This window comes from Arsukibacterium sp. UBA5043, from assembly GCA_002415085.1.
Classification (GTDB): domain Bacteria; phylum Pseudomonadota; class Gammaproteobacteria; order Enterobacterales; family Alteromonadaceae; genus Alishewanella.
Genome location: DIBV01000013.1, coordinates 96,696 through 111,939, shown reverse-complemented (window position 1 = coordinate 111,939; position 15,244 = coordinate 96,696). Strand labels below are relative to the sequence as shown.

Annotated in this window: 14 protein-coding genes; 7 read left to right on the top strand and 7 right to left on the bottom strand. The window is 50.6% G+C overall.

Features of this window, described 5'->3' with window-relative positions:
• Positions 1-188 precede the first annotated feature (188 nt).
• Both B2Q61_RS11980 and B2Q61_RS11975 read right to left on the bottom strand, forming a co-directional pair.
• Complete coding sequence (locus B2Q61_RS11980; RefSeq protein ID WP_290620677.1) at positions 189-953, bottom strand: peptidylprolyl isomerase; 765 nt, start codon at positions 951-953, stop codon at positions 189-191.
• Positions 954-1,043: 90 nt separating this feature from the next.
• Positions 1,044-3,083 (bottom strand): DNA topoisomerase III, encoded by a 2,040-nt coding sequence (locus tag B2Q61_RS11975; protein WP_290620679.1) that lies wholly within the window; start codon positions 3,081-3,083, stop codon positions 1,044-1,046.
• A gap of 169 nt (positions 3,084-3,252) precedes the next feature.
• Between B2Q61_RS11975 and B2Q61_RS17830 the strand changes: the two genes are divergently transcribed.
• The 3 genes from B2Q61_RS17830 (at position 3,253) to B2Q61_RS11960 (ending at position 7,235) form a co-directional block, all read left to right on the top strand.
• On the top strand, positions 3,253-5,097 hold the full coding sequence (locus tag B2Q61_RS17830) for a hypothetical protein (protein WP_290620681.1): 1,845 nt from the start codon (positions 3,253-3,255) through the stop codon (positions 5,095-5,097).
• 134 nt (positions 5,098-5,231) lie between these two features.
• Positions 5,232-6,143: an aspartyl protease family protein gene (locus B2Q61_RS11965; protein WP_290620683.1), complete on the top strand. Its 912-nt coding sequence runs from the start codon at positions 5,232-5,234 to the stop codon at positions 6,141-6,143.
• A gap of 21 nt (positions 6,144-6,164) precedes the next feature.
• On the top strand, positions 6,165-7,235 hold the full coding sequence (locus B2Q61_RS11960; RefSeq protein WP_290620685.1) for an MBL fold metallo-hydrolase: 1,071 nt from the start codon (positions 6,165-6,167) through the stop codon (positions 7,233-7,235).
• An 8-nt stretch (positions 7,236-7,243) separates the two neighbouring features.
• On the opposite strand, the gene B2Q61_RS11955 is transcribed toward B2Q61_RS11960, so the two are convergent.
• Positions 7,244-7,525, bottom strand: coding sequence for a superinfection immunity protein (locus B2Q61_RS11955; RefSeq protein ID WP_290620687.1), 282 nt, complete (start codon positions 7,523-7,525; stop codon positions 7,244-7,246).
• 53 nt (positions 7,526-7,578) lie between these two features.
• Positions 7,579-9,039 carry an amidohydrolase family protein gene (locus tag B2Q61_RS11950; RefSeq protein WP_290620689.1) on the bottom strand — a complete coding sequence of 487 codons (1,461 nt, stop codon included), beginning with the start codon at positions 9,037-9,039 and terminating at the stop codon, positions 7,579-7,581.
• A gap of 194 nt (positions 9,040-9,233) precedes the next feature.
• Here B2Q61_RS11950 and B2Q61_RS11945 point away from each other — a divergent pair, with 194 nt between their 5' ends.
• Positions 9,234-9,758: an RNA polymerase sigma factor gene (locus B2Q61_RS11945; RefSeq protein WP_290620691.1), complete on the top strand. Its 525-nt coding sequence runs from the start codon at positions 9,234-9,236 to the stop codon at positions 9,756-9,758.
• Complete coding sequence (locus B2Q61_RS11940; RefSeq protein WP_290620693.1) at positions 9,748-10,350, top strand: hypothetical protein; 603 nt, start codon at positions 9,748-9,750, stop codon at positions 10,348-10,350. Before B2Q61_RS11945 ends, B2Q61_RS11940 begins: the two co-directional genes overlap by 11 nt.
• Positions 10,351-10,424: 74 nt before the next feature.
• Here the strand turns inward: B2Q61_RS11940 and B2Q61_RS11935 are convergent, their stop codons facing one another.
• Entirely contained in the window at positions 10,425-11,258 is an 834-nt protein-coding gene (locus B2Q61_RS11935) for a kinase (RefSeq protein WP_290620695.1), read from the bottom strand.
• A 39-nt stretch (positions 11,259-11,297) separates the two neighbouring features.
• Here B2Q61_RS11935 and B2Q61_RS11930 point away from each other — a divergent pair, with 39 nt between their 5' ends.
• Positions 11,298-12,605, top strand: coding sequence for a short-chain fatty acid transporter (locus tag B2Q61_RS11930; protein ID WP_290620697.1), 1,308 nt, complete (start codon positions 11,298-11,300; stop codon positions 12,603-12,605).
• A gap of 7 nt (positions 12,606-12,612) precedes the next feature.
• Here the strand turns inward: B2Q61_RS11930 and B2Q61_RS11925 are convergent, their stop codons facing one another.
• Positions 12,613-13,233 carry an FMN-binding negative transcriptional regulator gene (locus B2Q61_RS11925; RefSeq protein WP_290620699.1) on the bottom strand — a complete coding sequence of 207 codons (621 nt, stop codon included), beginning with the start codon at positions 13,231-13,233 and terminating at the stop codon, positions 12,613-12,615.
• Between the two features lie 3 nt (positions 13,234-13,236).
• Positions 13,237-13,635, bottom strand: a complete 399-nt coding sequence (locus B2Q61_RS11920) for a GNAT family N-acetyltransferase (RefSeq protein WP_290620701.1) — start codon at positions 13,633-13,635, stop codon at positions 13,237-13,239.
• Between the two features lie 121 nt (positions 13,636-13,756).
• Between B2Q61_RS11920 and B2Q61_RS11915 the strand changes: the two genes are divergently transcribed.
• Positions 13,757-15,184, top strand: a complete 1,428-nt coding sequence (locus tag B2Q61_RS11915; RefSeq protein WP_290620703.1) for a PLP-dependent aminotransferase family protein — start codon at positions 13,757-13,759, stop codon at positions 15,182-15,184.
• The last annotated feature ends 60 nt before the right edge of the window (positions 15,185-15,244 follow it).

The window sequence follows — 15,244 nt, the reverse complement described above, 5'->3', positions numbered from 1 at the left end:
CTTCTTGAAATGCAATGACATACCTGTGCCATCGCGAGCACGATATGGTAAGTGTAGGCGAGGAAATGGAATGTAATGCCAACTAAGAAGAATTAATTGATATAAATATTGGTTTTTAAAGACGGTTATTTACTAAATGATGTGGCAACGATAGCCACATCATTTAGATAGAGACAGGAGTACATGCATTACTGCTGGCGGCGACGCCACCATAATAGGGGTCCCAGCAACAATAATCCGAGACTGCCGGCCCCACTACTGCTCTCAGGTTCTGGTAGCAAGGTATTGGGTTTAGGATTTAAACCTGCCGCGCTATCTGGTCTGGCATCTACCACCGTAATGCTTTCAACGGTAACCATATTTGCGTTGCTGAGCGGCACATTATTTGCCCGATCGTTGGCAGTATAGTTTCGTAACGGTAACCCTTGAATACCGTTAAAACTATAGGTTGGCAGGTTGGCAATGGCCATAACCACTTCCATGTCTGCGGCGTTTATCTGACCGAAAACCGTATAAGCTCCTTCAACACTATCCAGTTTAGGACTGCCGGCACTGTTATCCGCTAAATTGATAAACCATTGACTGGTCGCGCTATTAGGGTTGCCCGGAAGTTTTGCCATGGCAATGGTAGCCCGGACGTTAGAAAGTTTTGGTTCATTTACAATTGCGGCGTTCGTTTGAATTGGAGTTAACGGAAGTTGTTCAACAAAGCGAAAGCCGCCGCCCTGAATAATAAAACCGGGAACTGAGCGATGAACAATGGTCTGATCATAGCGGCCGCTGTTAACGTAGGCCAAAAAATTCTGGACCGTTACCGGTGTGGTTTGATCAAATAAATTGACCTCAAAATCACCCAGACTGGTTTTTACCTGAACGATGGTTGCTACAGCCTGCTGACTTGCCAGTAGCAAAGTAGCCGCAACCACAGATGAGACAAATTTTTTCTTAATCAAAGCTTTCTCCCGCACACATTGTCAAATTAGTGCGCTGAGCATAATCAGCTATAACCTCGCTTACCAGCGCTATTACACTTATTTACTAATTCATACAGTTGTCGCGGTATTTGTCCCAGCCACTACACCATCACGGGTTACTACTTTGCTGCGTCCGGGCCGCCGCTTGCCAGCCGTTTTATTGGCACTGCCTTTGGACACCACTCGTTTTTTGGTTGTTTTTTTGGTCCACTTTTTGGGCAGTCCACTGCCCAGCCCCTGAGGTATAACAGCCCCAGCCTGACTAATTAACTGCTGCAAGTTATCAGTTAAAGGTTGCATAAATGCCTGGTAGCTTTGTTCACGCTGACAAATACTATTTAAACCAGCTTCCCATTGCGCAGTCATATCTGGCAATGATGCGGCAGAGGGCAAAGCCGCTATCAGCGCCTTTCCGGCGATCGTGGATTGAATATGCTTGCCGTCCCGCTGCAAAAAATTACGTTTAAACAGTAACTCAATAATCCCTGAACGTGTAGCCTCGGTGCCTAACCCATCTGTATCTTTTAAAATCCGTTTAATCTGCGGATCGACTACATATCGGGCAATGCCGGTCATAGCACTTAACAGACTGGCGTCGGTAAATGGCGCCGGCGGCTGTGTCTGTTTTTCAAGTAATGTACTGCTAATACATAATAGCTGCTGGCCAAGTTTTAATACTGGTAAACCTGGTTGCAACGGCGGTTCAGTATCCGTTACAGCGGACTTTCGCTGCCCATTATTACTGGCCGCTGGTAACAAGGCTTTCCAGCCCGCCTGCTGCTGCTTGCGGGCCCTTGCCAGAAAACAGCCACCGGCAATCCGAACTTCGGCACTACTATCAGTAAAAGTGCACGCCGGATAAAACTGCATAAGGTACTGGCGGGCAATCAGGCCATAAAGTTTATGTTCAGTCGCTGAAAGTCTGTTTCCAGGCAGCGTTTTGGCTGTCGGAATAATGGCATGATGCGCATCCACCTTACTGTCATCCCAGGCTTTACTTTTTAGCTGTAAATTTGCGCCGGCTAACGCTGCTGCCAGTGCGGGTTCATTTGCGGTGATTGCCTGTCCGACTTTGCCCGCCTCAGTAAAATGAGCTACCGGCAAATATCGGCTGTCTGATCGTGGGTAAGTGATTAATTTATGTCTTTCATACAATTGCTGGCAACTGTCTAGCACTTGCTGAGCACTGAAACCATATGCTTTTGCTGCATCAATCTGCAAAGCCGACAAACTGTAAGGCAAAGGCGCATATTGCTTTTTATCTTGCTGCTGCAGTTTGGTCACCTCTGCCGGCTGATCTTTTACCGCGTGCTGAACTTTAACGGCCAGTGCTTTAACCAGCACCCTTCCTTCGCTATCCTGATACGGTTCGCAGGCTGCGCTGGGCTGCCATTGTGCGCTGAAGGTAGACCCATCATTGGTCTTTAGCTCTGCCTGCACCTGATAGTATGTTGCGCTGTTAAAGCTGGCGATTTCTAAATCACGCCTTACCACCAGACCAAGCAGAGGTGTTTGCACCCGACCCACCGACAGTACTCCCTGATATCCTGCCAGCTGCCCACGCAGTGTATATGCGCGGGTCATATTTAACCCATATAACCAGTCGGCACGACTACGGGCCAATGCTGATGTAGAAAGTGGTACAAAATTTTTATTGGGCTGCTGCTGTTTTAGTGCCTGGCGAATAGCTGCCGAATTCAGATCATTGATTAATAAACGTTTAACATTATCACGCTTCGCTTTCGGCACCTTGCACCAGGCAATAACCTCATCGACCAATAACTGGCCTTCGCGGTCAGGGTCGCCGGCATGTACTAATTGATCTGCTTGTTTTATTAACGTTTGCAATATCGTCAGCTGCTGTCGCGCAGACTTGCGGGCTTTCAACTGCCATTGATCCGGAATAATAGGTAGATGCGCTGCCTGCCAGCGTTTATAATCCGGGTTGTAGTCCTGTGGTTCAGCCTGCTCCAGCAAGTGGCCGATGCACCAGCTAATAACATCACCATTGGCCAGACGGATACATCCTGTATCTTTTTGCTGAGGTTTTGGCAACGCCGCCGCGATGGAGCGCGCCATACTGGGTTTTTCTGCAATGTAGAGAATCATAGCAGCCACCTATACTGTATAAATTAACAGTTAATTTAGTTGTTCTGCCAGATAAATGCAAAAATTATGTGATAAAAATTTAGTTTTCCAACAAAAAAGACTACAGTATGCTTCTTGAGCTGTTTAAAGTTGTTCTGCAAAATCAAAGTAGTGAATCGGATGTATAACCATGACCCAATATAGTGAAGTCAAAAAGATCTGTGACGAACTGCAGCAAGCTGGCAAACCCGTCTCGCTTGATTATCTTTTGGCAAAAGTATCTGGTGCACAGGCCAGTTTGGTTGTGCATTATCAGAAATGGCGCAATGAGCAGGCAACCCGAACCCCCACTGTAGCGGAAACCTCGTTTAGTGAAGACTTCATTACTGCCTTTCAGCGTGAAGCTCAGCAACATGCCAGTAAGCAACTTGAACAATTAAATGAGCAATTAGCCCAGGCTATTCAGGCAGAAGTACAAGCGGCAGAGCACAACCAGCAAATTCAGAAAGATCTGGAACAGTTACAGCAAAAACGCTCAGAGCTGGAAGTAAGCCTGGCCCATCAGCAGCAGCAACTGGCGGTGCAGTCAGAGAAGTACAGTGCCGTTAAGGATGAGCGTGACCAGGCATTACAGCATGCCAAAAGTCAGCAACAAGAGCTGGCCGACTCGAAGCAATTACAGGAAGAGCATCAGATGCGGCTGGATCAGCTGCACAATGAGCTGGAAATTGCGGCAACCGAACGACAACAAAGTGAGCAGCAGTTACAGAAACAGCTTGACGCAGCTGCCAGCGAGCTGCAACAAGGTGAACAAAAGCTGCAACAGTTGCAGCAACAGCTGACAGACACCAACAATAAACTGGCCGCTAACGAGCAGGCGGCTGCCAAAGCTGCAGATGAACTCAAAACATTGCAACAACGCAATGAACACCTGCAACAGCAGTTGCAGCAACAAAGTGAACAACACAGTGAACAGCTGGCTGAATTACAGCAACAACTTACTGCAGCGAGTTCAGAGCAACAGGCGTTACAAGACAAGCTTACTGAAGCGCTGGGCTTAGAACAGAAGCTGCTGGAGCAACAGCAACTTAATAAGCAGCAGCTACAGGATTTAGAAAAATACCAGGCTGCGGCCAAGAAGTATGCCGCTGAGCAACAACAGAGCAACAACGAAATTGTTGAACTGCAAACTATGCTCAGCGAGTTTGAAAACAAACTGCAGCAAGCCACTAAGACAGAAATGCAGGCAGTGGCGCAAAGTCGCCGGTTGCAATTACAGTTGGACCAGCTGCAACAGGCTCAGGAAGAAGGTAGCAACGCCAGCGCAGACACTAGCCAGCAAGACGCTATTATTGCTGAGCGGGACAAAGCTTTGCAGCAGGTAGCAGAACTTGAAGCACTGCAAGCCAACCTGACTGAAGAGCGTGATGCCGCGCTGGATCAGGTTGCTATCGAGCAGAAACAACTGGCAAAACTACAAAGTGCACAACAACCGGATAATAACGCCGAACTGGAAGCCGCACTGGCCGCTCAGCAGCAATTGGTGGCAGATCACAAGACGGCGTTAGACAGCCTGAAAGCAGAGCGGGAAGCTGCGCAGCAAGAAGCTGACTCTCAACGCAATCTGGTTGCTGAACTGCAGCAGCAGATTGATCATCTGCAACAAGTGCAAAGTGAGAAAGGAAGCGATCAGCCGGATCTGCAGCAATTGGTCGATCAATTGCGTGCCAGCAACAATATGATGAAAGATCAAAGCTCGATTACTGCAAATCATCAGGCAGAACAACGGGAAACTATAAAGCAGCTGCGGGATGAGTTGCAGCAACAGCGCGATCAGATGCAGGCAATGCTGGTTGATAAAAATGGCTGGTCAAAGCAAAAGCAACAATTAGAAGAGCAGGTCAGTTTTGTGAAAAGCAATGCCACGGCTACCATCGAGCGACTTACCCGCTATCGCGAACAGGCGCAGGAAAAAATTGAAAAACTGGAACAGAAGTTACGTGACCAGCAAAAAGATTCGGCTAACGCTCACTAAGTTACCTTAAAACAACGCTACGATATTTTTTTCCGGCTTAGCCATGCTAAGCCGGTCCCCTACTCCAAAATCTCATTGACTCATTTAAGGGACACTGCTAACTTCAGCTACAAATAATTAAAAAGACCTGTCCTATGCTAAACAAATTGTGCGGTACTTTTATCAACCTGACGTTTTTACTGATGGCAACAAATGCGCTTGCCAGTGCCACTCCCTGGATGGAGTTTAGCCAGCAAAATGGCCATGTTAAGGTACCGGTTACCGTCGCAGATGTACCCGGTTATGCCATTCTCGATACCGGTGCTCAGGTTAACGCCATCAACACCAGTTTTATCGGTAAAAACGAATTAAAACTGAACGCCGTTGGCAATATGAAAATACAGGGCGTGTATGGCACTGAACAGCGCACCACCTATAACGGTGTACCTATATCATTGCTGGGAATTGATACCAAACTAAATTCACTGGTGGAAGTTAACCTTGGCTTTCACGAGAATGCACTGTTACTGGGAGCAGGCTTCTTCAATATGTTTATATTGCAGTTGGATTATCCAAACCAGAAACTGCGTTTTGTTAGTCATGACGCGGTCAATATGCGCAAACTGCGGAACGTGCGGGCAGAACAAGACAAAGGCAGTGGTATGCCGATTGTCGAAGTAGAAATAGCAGAAGGCAAAAAAATCTGGCTGTTGCTGGATACCGGTAATAGTGGTGGTATGTTGATTGACCGCCTAGTTGCAGAAAGCCTGGGGTGGCTGGATGAACTTGAAGTGGAAACCAAACTGAGTGCCGGTGTTAATAAAATAGCAGTGACCGAGAGTTTTCGGATCCCTGAATTTAAAATAGGCCCTTATGTACTGGAAGATGTATTGGTTTCAATACCTGCCGAGGGTGAAACCGCCAACCTGCAAAGCCAGCATTCTGCCTTGGGTTCCCGGATCCGCGGCCGCAAAGTGCAAGGCCTAATCGGCTATGATGTGCTACAGCACTTTCTCATCACCATCGACTATAAAGGCGGCCATGTCCACATGGGATTACCGCAGTAATTACTAAGCATTAAGCCCGGAATGATAACAAACAAGTTACTGATCATCGTGGTGCTGCTTTGCAGTTTTTTGATTCTGAAAGGATGCAGTAGCAGCAATAACATTACCCAGCTTGCCGGCCACCCGGAAAATGCGGCAAAACTGCTGAAAACTAACCAGCCATTTCGCAATATGTACTATGGCAATATTCCATTTCCGGCCAATTGCGAGCAGGACTGTTACCAGCCACATCCGCTGGTTGACTGTAAAGTACCGGCTGAACAATGTCGTTATACTGGTCCTCAGCAGATCCCTGAACTGAAAAGTAGCTTTAACGTGCATTGGCTCGGCCATGCCAGTTTCAATATTACTACTCCTGATGGCCAACACGTATTGCTAGACCCGGTAACCGGCCAGTTTGACTGGCCGGTAAGCTGGGCAGCGCATTTAACGGGCATTAAACAACGGCGCAGCACACCGCAATTCAGCGCTGAACAATTACGCCGTGCTGATGCAGTATTGTATTCACACCTGCATTATGATCATTTCAGTATCCGCGACATCAAACGGATTGGCAACAACGCCCATTACTTCCTGCCCTTCGGTATGGCATCGTATATGCCAGATGGTGGCTATAACGCTACCGAGATGGCTTGGTACAGCAGCGCTAAATTGGGTGCTCTGACTATTCATGCCCTGCCTGCACGACATTTTAACAGCCGTACTTTAGGTGATGAGAATCAGGCATTATGGGCAGGCTGGTTACTTCAGCATGGTGAAAGTAAGTTATTTTTTGCCGGTGATACCGGCTATTCGCAGCATTTTAACGATATAAAGCAAAGGTTTGGCGAAATAGATATCTGCCTGCTGCCGATTGCTTCGTACCATGGTCCTAATTATCGTTCGGTGCATATGACACCGGAAGATGCCTTGCTGGTCGCAGGCGAACTGGGTTGTAAAGTAATGATTCCCTGGGGTTATGGCAATGCCAGCTGGCAAATGGGCGATCACAGCTCGCATTCTCCGTTACTGCGTGTATTAAATATGCAGCAGCAACTGAATAGCCAGGTGCCGCTGCTGATATTAAATGAAGGAGATAAAGTGGCGTTATAAGCCAGCGCTTATTCCGCCACTGGCGCCAACTTTGCCCTGGCAGCCAGTTTATCGCCCAGTTTGCCGGTAACCGCCCACACACACAATGCGACCCAGGCGATGACAGAAAAGCCTGCAGGTACATTTAGCAGCGCAATTTTACCGGCATGCCGGCGGTTCAGGAACAGTGCCAGCAGGCTGGGTAAAAACCACACGGCCAGAAAAAACAGGCCAAACAGCAGCAGAAATACCCAATCAGCGTGTTGCCAGGCGTTATTAAATATCGCGAAATAGCTTTGTATAGTTTCCATTTTTACATCCTCTTTGTTGTTAGTCAGTTTGTTAGTTTTGATACAGCGTGTGGTTACAGTTCAACTGCGGTAAACGAAGTAAGTTGCGCTTTCAGGTCATCAACCTGCCAGGCTTTACCTTGCTGTACCACGGTTTGCACGGTTGACAGGGCAGCGAGATCAATGACCGGGTTGACCGCCAGTACAATAAAGTCGGCAACAAAACCCTCTGCCAGTTGCCCGGTATCGGTTAGCTGCAGGTGACGGGCACCGCCTGTCGTAGCCAGCTGCAATACCTGCCAGTTTGTCAGGCCCGTCGCCTGACTAAGCTGCAGTTCACGCAGATAAAAGGGGCCACTGGCCACGCTGTCGGTACCGATAGCTAAGGGCACACCAGCATCGTAAAGCCGCTTAAAAAACTGTTGTACTTTGGGTAATTGCTGCTGTGCAGTTGCAAAGTCCTCTGCTGTCCAGTCATAGCTTGGCGCTGCCATCACCGCACGCCATCCTTTGCGCATTTGCGGATGAAACACCCACATATCGGTTTCCGGATAAAGGGCACCCAGCTCGCGGGCAAAGTAAAATAATTCGTTGACCACCAACGTGAGATCTATCCGGGTTTGCTGTTGTTTAAGGGTGCGGATCAAGCGCTGCATTGGCTCACTGTCATAGTCAACGTACTGAAACCAACTGTAAATAAATCTCTGATTAGCTGGGTTTTTCCTTTCAGCAAGATAAGCAGTTTTAGCGGTACCGGTTAACAGTTCAGCACTGGTTGGCAGGGCGTGAGTTAAAATATCAATCCCCGATTCTGCCCCGAACTGCCAGCTGACACTATCCAGATGCGCTACTGTTTGCAGACCTGCCTGATTAGCCAGCCGCACCCCCATTGCTACTTCTTCTTTGCTAAGACCCGCGTAAAGTTTGATGTAATCGACACCCTGTGCTTGTTGGCTGGCAATTTCCGCCTGCCAGCCCGCTTCATCTTTCGGATGGACCGAGCCGCCTATAATCGGCGTCGGTTCAAAGATATAGCCTGCATAGCTTAGCTTTGGCCCTGGCCAGCTTCCCGCCTGCTGCTGACGCACATACTCAGCATTAGCTGCAGCTTCGCCGGCAGGGCTGAACGCTGTAGTCACCCCGCTGGCAAGCGTGCTGATAGCATGATAACGGGTTATTTCGCTATCGCCTTTCATCGTCAGTACCGGCTTGCCATCCTGCATCTCAACCCGGTGAGGGCCGGCAGTAAGGTGCAGGTGCACATCAATAAGTCCCGGCAATACATACTGATCCTGTAAATCAATTTGCGTCGCCGCTGCAGGTAAACTGCCCGCTGCCTGCAGCTGGCCCGTTTGCACAATGCGGCCGTCTTTAACCAGCAGCCAACCCTCTGGCAGTTGTTGCTCCGTAGCCGGATTAATCAGGGTGGCATTGTAATACAGCACCGCGTCTTGCTCCGGGGTTAAAAGGCTGTCTGCGAAAGCGTGCGGCAGCGCTAAGCCAGCCATCAGGCAAACAAGTAGTGATTTTTTCATTATTCTCATAGTAGGACTCTCCAATTTCAGCTGGTGACAATGTGTTGTGTTTGTGGATTAAGTCGTGGTCTTTTTGTCAGCTGTTACAAAATCTTTTTATTTTTTTTATGTAACACTTTGCCAACTCCGGCAGACTTACCAATGGCATAGTGATAACGTTTACCAAAAATAAGATATTGAACAGCGGGGCTTTTTTGACTCTATCCAATTCAGGCACAGCAACGCCGGAGCAGTTTTTACTGCAGCTATGGCAGCAAAATCAGCAGGCAATCAGCCGAACCCTGATGGCATCTGAAGCAGACCCTGCAGCACGGCAGGATTTAAAGCAGGATATTTTTCTGGCACTGCACCAGTCGGCTGCCAGACTGCAGGCGGCAGAAATGCCACGCGCCTATCTGTTTCGCATTGTGCATAACGTGACGGTCGATCATATTGCCCGGGCGAAACGTCAGCAGTGGCAGGCACTGGATGAGGACACAGCACAGCAGCTGCAGCAGGACTGTCCGTCAACAGAAGTCGCTGAGCAACAACAGAGCCAGCAACTGATGCAGGCCGTTCGGCGCTTATCGCCTGCCAACCGTCAGGTGATGTTGCTGGCAATGGAAGATTTGGATGCACCGGAGATCGCAGAGATCCTGCAGATCAGCCATGGTGCAGTAAGGGTGCGGCTTAACCGCGCCAAAACAGAACTAATGGAGTTAATGCAAGATGGCAGATAATTTTGACTTTGCCGCCCTGGCAAAAAGCTGGCAACAACAGGCTACGCCTGTTGAAAATATGCCAGGTGAGGCGGATTTAGCCGGGGCCCGCCAGCGCCAGCGCCAGCAGAAACTGCTGATGTTGGGTGAATGGCTAAGCGCGTTAGTGATGGCTGCCGCCGCCTGCTGGTTGGTATTAACCATGCCGGATGCCCTGGGTTATCTGGCGGCGGCATTTCTGACGTTGGGAGCGGTCAGCACCCTGTATATCAGCTGGCAGGTGCACCGGCCAATTCTGGCGTATGACAACTGGAGCAGCAGCGGGCTGCTGCAATTCCGTTGCCGTGCTTGCCGGTTAACATTGCAGTATTATCGCTATACCCAGCTATCCTGCGTTGCCTTGATCCTGTTTGCTGTGGTGTTGTGGCTGTTACAGTGGTGGCAGCTTGCTGATGTCTCATCTGAGCTGCTGCTGTTTTACAGCCTGATTACCTCGCCGCTGTGTTTATTGGCAATTTACCGCTTACAGCAGAAAAAGCGGCAAAAAGCCGCTGAATTGACACATTTAGACAAACTGACAGAAGATTTTAATTTTATTAACGACGGCAACTAGGCAACGGCGACCAAAGCGGATAATGTAACGCCTTTGTAAATTACAAGGAAGATGGATGAAATTCTGGCCGCACCTTACAACCGGTGCTGCAACTTATCAGCAGCCAGTAGGGTTGGGGTCTGATCCGGATCCAGTTGCACGATAATATCGGCGATTGCCGGCAGCTGCTGCCAGCTGGCCTGAGTTAAGCGTTGAAACGGCAACATAAAGCGGGCCAGCTCAGGGTCAGTCATGCCGCTGCCACGCTGTTGCCATAATTGTTGTTCCTGTTTTGCCCGCCAGCGGCAGATGCAATCCCAGTCAGGGGCGTTAAGCCAGATCAGGGGTTGCAGTAAACGCCAGTAATCGGCGTAATCCGCAGCCAGCCTGGCATTAACATAACGGCGCCAGCGGCCATCAGCATCTGCCGTAGCTTCCAGTTGATTTAACGGCTGCGCCAGCTCAGCTTCAGATTGCGGCCGCACACCTAAACACCATCCCTCGACAATCAGTAAATCCAGCTGCTGCGCCGGCAAGCTCGCACCGGGCTGGTCCAGCGCTTTGTCAAACTGCGGTAAGGCTACCGGCTGTCCGGTCAATACAGCCTGTACGTCGGCAATTGCCTGAAAAATATTATGGGTGCCGGGCACGCCGCGCTGGCGAAGCAGTGGATGAACCTGCTTTGCCAGTTGCTGGCGCTGTGCTTTATTCAGATAGTAATCGTCCAGCGACACCGCAGCAGATTTAATACCCAGCGCTGAAAATTGTTGCACTAACATTGCCGCCAGGGTGCTTTTACCGCTGCCCTGAGCGCCACTGATACCGATAACTGCCGGTCCACCGCCTGCAGAGCAGCGCTTAGATTGCAGTTTCTGCACTAACTGGGCTAAGGTTGTCTGATAATCTGTGCTGGCGCGAAAGTCAGCCATCTGAAACCTCCGGATAACGATAATAACAATGAGTCTACTATGCTAAATGCCGCTGCCAAACCCTTAGTTAAACTGGTCGACCGTTACCTGCCCGACCCATATATTTTTGTGTTGTTGCTTAGCATAGTGGTGTTTGTCGCCGCGGTAATGCTGGAACAGCAAAGCCCGTTGCAGGTACTGCAATTCTGGGGCAACGGCTTCTGGGGCCTGCTGACATTCTCGATGCAAATGCTGCTGGTGCTCGTTACCGGCTTTATGCTGGCCAGTACACCACTGGTAACCGGCCTGCTAAGTCGCCTGGCAACGCAGGCTAAAACAGCCGGCCAGGCCATTATTTTGGTAACCGTGGTCTCGCTGATGGCCAGCTGGCTGAACTGGGGTTTTGGCTTAGTGGTCGGCGCCTTATTTGCCAAAGCATTGGCCCGCCAGCTGCAAGTAGATTACCGCTTACTGGTCGCCAGCGCCTATTCCGGCTTTATTGTCTGGCATGGCGGCCTGGCCGGCTCTATTCCGCTGACTATTGCCACCCCCGGTCACTTTACTGAAGCTCAAATTGGCATTATTCCGACCAGCGCGACTATTTTTGCCGGCTTTAATCTGTTGCTGGTCGCCTTGCTGTTTCTGGTAATACCGCTGGTCAATTACCTGATGCAACCCAAAGCGGGCGATAGTGTGTATGTTGACCCGGCAAAAATACAGGACGAGGTATTGCCACAAAGCAGCAATGACCGCACGGCCGATAAACTGGAAAACAGCCTGCTGCTTGCCTGGCTGGTCGGCTTTGCCGGCCTTGCCTATCTGCTGCAGTATTTTAGCAGTGGCGGCGGCTTAAATCTGAATATCGTTAATTTCCTGTTTTTATTTCTGGCTATCGTATTGCACGGCACGCCCAGGCGCTTATTGCACAGCCTGCAACAGGCGATACAGGGCGGTGCCGGTATTGTTATTCAGTTTCCGTTTTATGCCGGCATTATGGCGATTATGGTGCAGTCGGGGCTGGCACAAAGTATGTCACAGTGGTTTGTCAGCTTTGCCACCGCCGAAACGCTGGCTTTCTGGAGCTTTATCAGCGCCGGTATCGTCAATATTTTTGTGCCCTCCGGCGGTGGTCAGTGGGCAGTTCAGGCGCCAATAATGCTGCCTGCTGCGCTGGAACTGGGCGCCGATGTGAACCGGATTGCCATGGCTGTCGCCTGGGGCGATGCCTGGACCAATTTAATTCAGCCATTCTGGGCTTTACCGGTACTGGCGATTGCCGGCTTAAAAGCCAAAGATATTATGGGCTTTTGCCTGCTGCAGCTGCTGATAACCGGCATTATTATCAGCTTGGTGCTGAGCTTTGCCTGATTAAAACTTAACCGGTGCCCAGCCCCAACTGCCATTGCTGCATCAATGCCGCCAGTGCCTGTGCGCCGGGTTCCCGGTTGGCGCTTAAGGCAGAAAATACCCCCTGCTGATCGGCAGCGCTTCTGTGCTGGCCCAGCTTAAGCTTGCCGGCAAGTTCGGTAATAGTCACTTTTACGCCAACGATGCCCGCAGCTAGTTTTTGCTGATACGCGTCCGGCATTTTGGCCATCGCAGCGGCCACATCGGGTTCATACTTAGCCACCTGCTGTGCCAAATGCGCGATGGTTGCCGCGTCAGCCAGTAATTCGGCCTGGCCCTGTACCTGGGCAACGGCATAGTTCCAGGTGGGTACCGCCTGGTCGCTTTGATACCATCGCGGTGAAATATAGCCATGCGGGCCGCTGAAGGTAACCAGCACCTGTTGCTGCGCCAACTGGCGCCAATGCGGGTTTTGCCGGGCAATATGGCCATACAGTACGCCATGCTCACCTTCATCGCGCTGAAGTAGCCAGGGTACATGGCTGCAGAAAAATGGCGTACTGATAAGAGTCCCAAAACTGTGTTGTTCAATAAAATCATGCAGCGCATTTTTATCCGCAAAGGCCATATGGGGTGGGCAATACAGCATCGCTTACTCCTTTCTGGCTATCGCAAATGCATTACTTAGCGGGCTGAAACCGACTTTGGGATAATATTCCATCGCCGCTGGCGCACTTAGCAGCAATTGCTGCACCTGTGGCCCGGTAATCCGCTGCACTTCTGCCAGCAGCCTGGCGCCGATGCCCTGTTGTTGCCAGGCTTTATCCACCAGCAAATCGGCGATATACACCACGAAGTTATAATCGGTTAAGCAGCGGGCCAGCCCTACCAGCTGGTTATCCTGACGCGCTGTAACAATTAAATTGGCGTGTTTCAACATACCCTGCATCCGCTCAGGTTGATGCGTCGGCCGGTTAATGCCTGACGCAATATATAAGGCAATCGCCTCGTCCAGCTTAACTTCAGTGACCAACGATAAAGATACTGACATTGTATTTCTCCTGTTGTGCTAATTCCTGTTGTGTCTGGCGCTATTGCACCGCTAAACTGGCTTGCTATAAATAACCAGTTTTGATAAATGGAGCAGTCCAGTTGCGCAGAGAAGGATCTTTATGCCACGGTTGAATACCGATGCATTACAGTTAACTGGTGGCGGCGGGCTTTATCAGCAGCTGTATCTGAATATGCGCCAATTGTTGTTAAGCGGTCGCTGGCCCGCCGGCGCTTTGCTGCCGTCAGAACGGCAACTGGCTGCCGATTTGGCTATTAGCCGCAGCACAGTGCAACAGGCTCTGCAGCAACTGGTCGCAGAGGGCTATCTTGAGGCACAACAGGGTCGGGGCTATCAGATTGTTGGGGCGTTGCCGGATGGTTTCTTTACCGCCAGCGCTACTGCAGTGGCCGCCAGCACCAGTTTAGCCACGCAGGATTATGGTTTAACCGCCAAAGCGCCGGGTTACAGCGGCCATTTGCAGCCTGGGGTAGCCAATGTGCAGCACTTCCCGTTCAGGCTGTGGCAGCAACTGTTGCAACGTCATGCTAACCGCACGGTGTTATGTGGAATGGCTGATCCATCAGGTTATCCGCCGCTACGACAGGCACTGGTGCAGTATCTGCGTCAGTCGCGGCAACTGGTTTGCGACGACAATACGGTGTTGATCACGGCCGGCGCCCAGCAGGCGTTGTTTATCGCCGCCAAACTGGTTGCCGCCAGTCAGCAAGCGGTATTGATGGAATCGCCGGGCTACCCCAGATTAAAACAGGCATTGCAACTGGCAGAACTGAACATTGGCTTTGTGCCGGCGGCCAGCAGCAGCGGCCTGAACCCGGCCAGTTTACCGCCCGCCAGTAACGCCAAAGCATTATTTTTAACCCCATCTCATCAATACCCTTGTGGCGGCATTATGCCACTGAGCCAGCGCATGGCGTTGCTGAGCTGGGCCCGCGCTGAGCACTGCTGGCTGGTGGAGGATGACTATGACAGCGAGTTTCAGTACCGGCACCGGCCCATCGCCAGTTTGCAGGGGCTGGCCAACGGCCAGGGTGTACTGTTTGCCGGCTCATTCAGTAAAACCCTGTTCCCGGCGCTACGGCTCGGATATCTGGTCGTGCCCACTGAACTTGCCGGCCGGGCCAGTGCTATTTTGCAGGCACTGCAGGGCGATGTGCCGTTGCTGCCGCAGGCTGTACTGGCCGACTTTATCAGTGAGGGACACTTTAACCGTCATCTGCGCAAAATGCGCCGCGTCTATCAGCAGCAAAAACAACTGGCTGTGCAATTACTGCAGCAGCATTTTCCGGCAGCTACCTTACTGGCGCAGGATGCCGGACTGCATCTGACCCTGCTGTTGCCGGGCCTGACTGATGATGTCGTATTGTGTCAGTACCTGAACCAGCATGGCTTTAAAGTGCAGCCATTCAGCCGTTATTGTTTTTTAAACGAGCCGCAGCGGGGCCTGGTGATTGGGATTGCCGATGCGGATGAAGCGGCTGTATTACAGCTGACAGCTTTAGTTAACAAAGTTTTGAGCGGACTCTGACAAGCGCTGACGAAAATAGCGACCTCGCAATTTCAGCCAGCTTATTTTATAACAGTCTCG

Bases quoted from the DNA above. Each gene is read 5' to 3' on its own strand.
- B2Q61_RS11930 (WP_290620697.1), top strand. From the start codon at position 11,298: ATGCTAAATGCCGCTGCCAAACCCTTAGTTAAACTGGTCGACCGTTAC.
- B2Q61_RS11975 (WP_290620679.1), bottom strand. From the start codon at position 3,083: ATGATTCTCTACATTGCAGAAAAACCCAGTATGGCGCGCTCCATCGCG.
- B2Q61_RS11940 (WP_290620693.1), top strand. From the start codon at position 9,748: ATGGCAGATAATTTTGACTTTGCCGCCCTGGCAAAAAGCTGGCAACAA.
- B2Q61_RS11915 (WP_290620703.1), top strand. From the start codon at position 13,757: ATGCCACGGTTGAATACCGATGCATTACAGTTAACTGGTGGCGGCGGG.
- B2Q61_RS11965 (WP_290620683.1), top strand. From the start codon at position 5,232: ATGCTAAACAAATTGTGCGGTACTTTTATCAACCTGACGTTTTTACTG.
- B2Q61_RS11920 (WP_290620701.1), bottom strand. From the start codon at position 13,635: ATGTCAGTATCTTTATCGTTGGTCACTGAAGTTAAGCTGGACGAGGCG.
- B2Q61_RS11960 (WP_290620685.1), top strand. From the start codon at position 6,165: ATGATAACAAACAAGTTACTGATCATCGTGGTGCTGCTTTGCAGTTTT.
- B2Q61_RS11935 (WP_290620695.1), bottom strand. From the start codon at position 11,258: ATGGCTGACTTTCGCGCCAGCACAGATTATCAGACAACCTTAGCCCAG.
- B2Q61_RS11950 (WP_290620689.1), bottom strand. From the start codon at position 9,039: ATGAAAAAATCACTACTTGTTTGCCTGATGGCTGGCTTAGCGCTGCCG.
- B2Q61_RS17830 (WP_290620681.1), top strand. From the start codon at position 3,253: ATGACCCAATATAGTGAAGTCAAAAAGATCTGTGACGAACTGCAGCAA.
- B2Q61_RS11955 (WP_290620687.1), bottom strand. From the start codon at position 7,525: ATGGAAACTATACAAAGCTATTTCGCGATATTTAATAACGCCTGGCAA.
- B2Q61_RS11925 (WP_290620699.1), bottom strand. From the start codon at position 13,233: ATGCTGTATTGCCCACCCCATATGGCCTTTGCGGATAAAAATGCGCTG.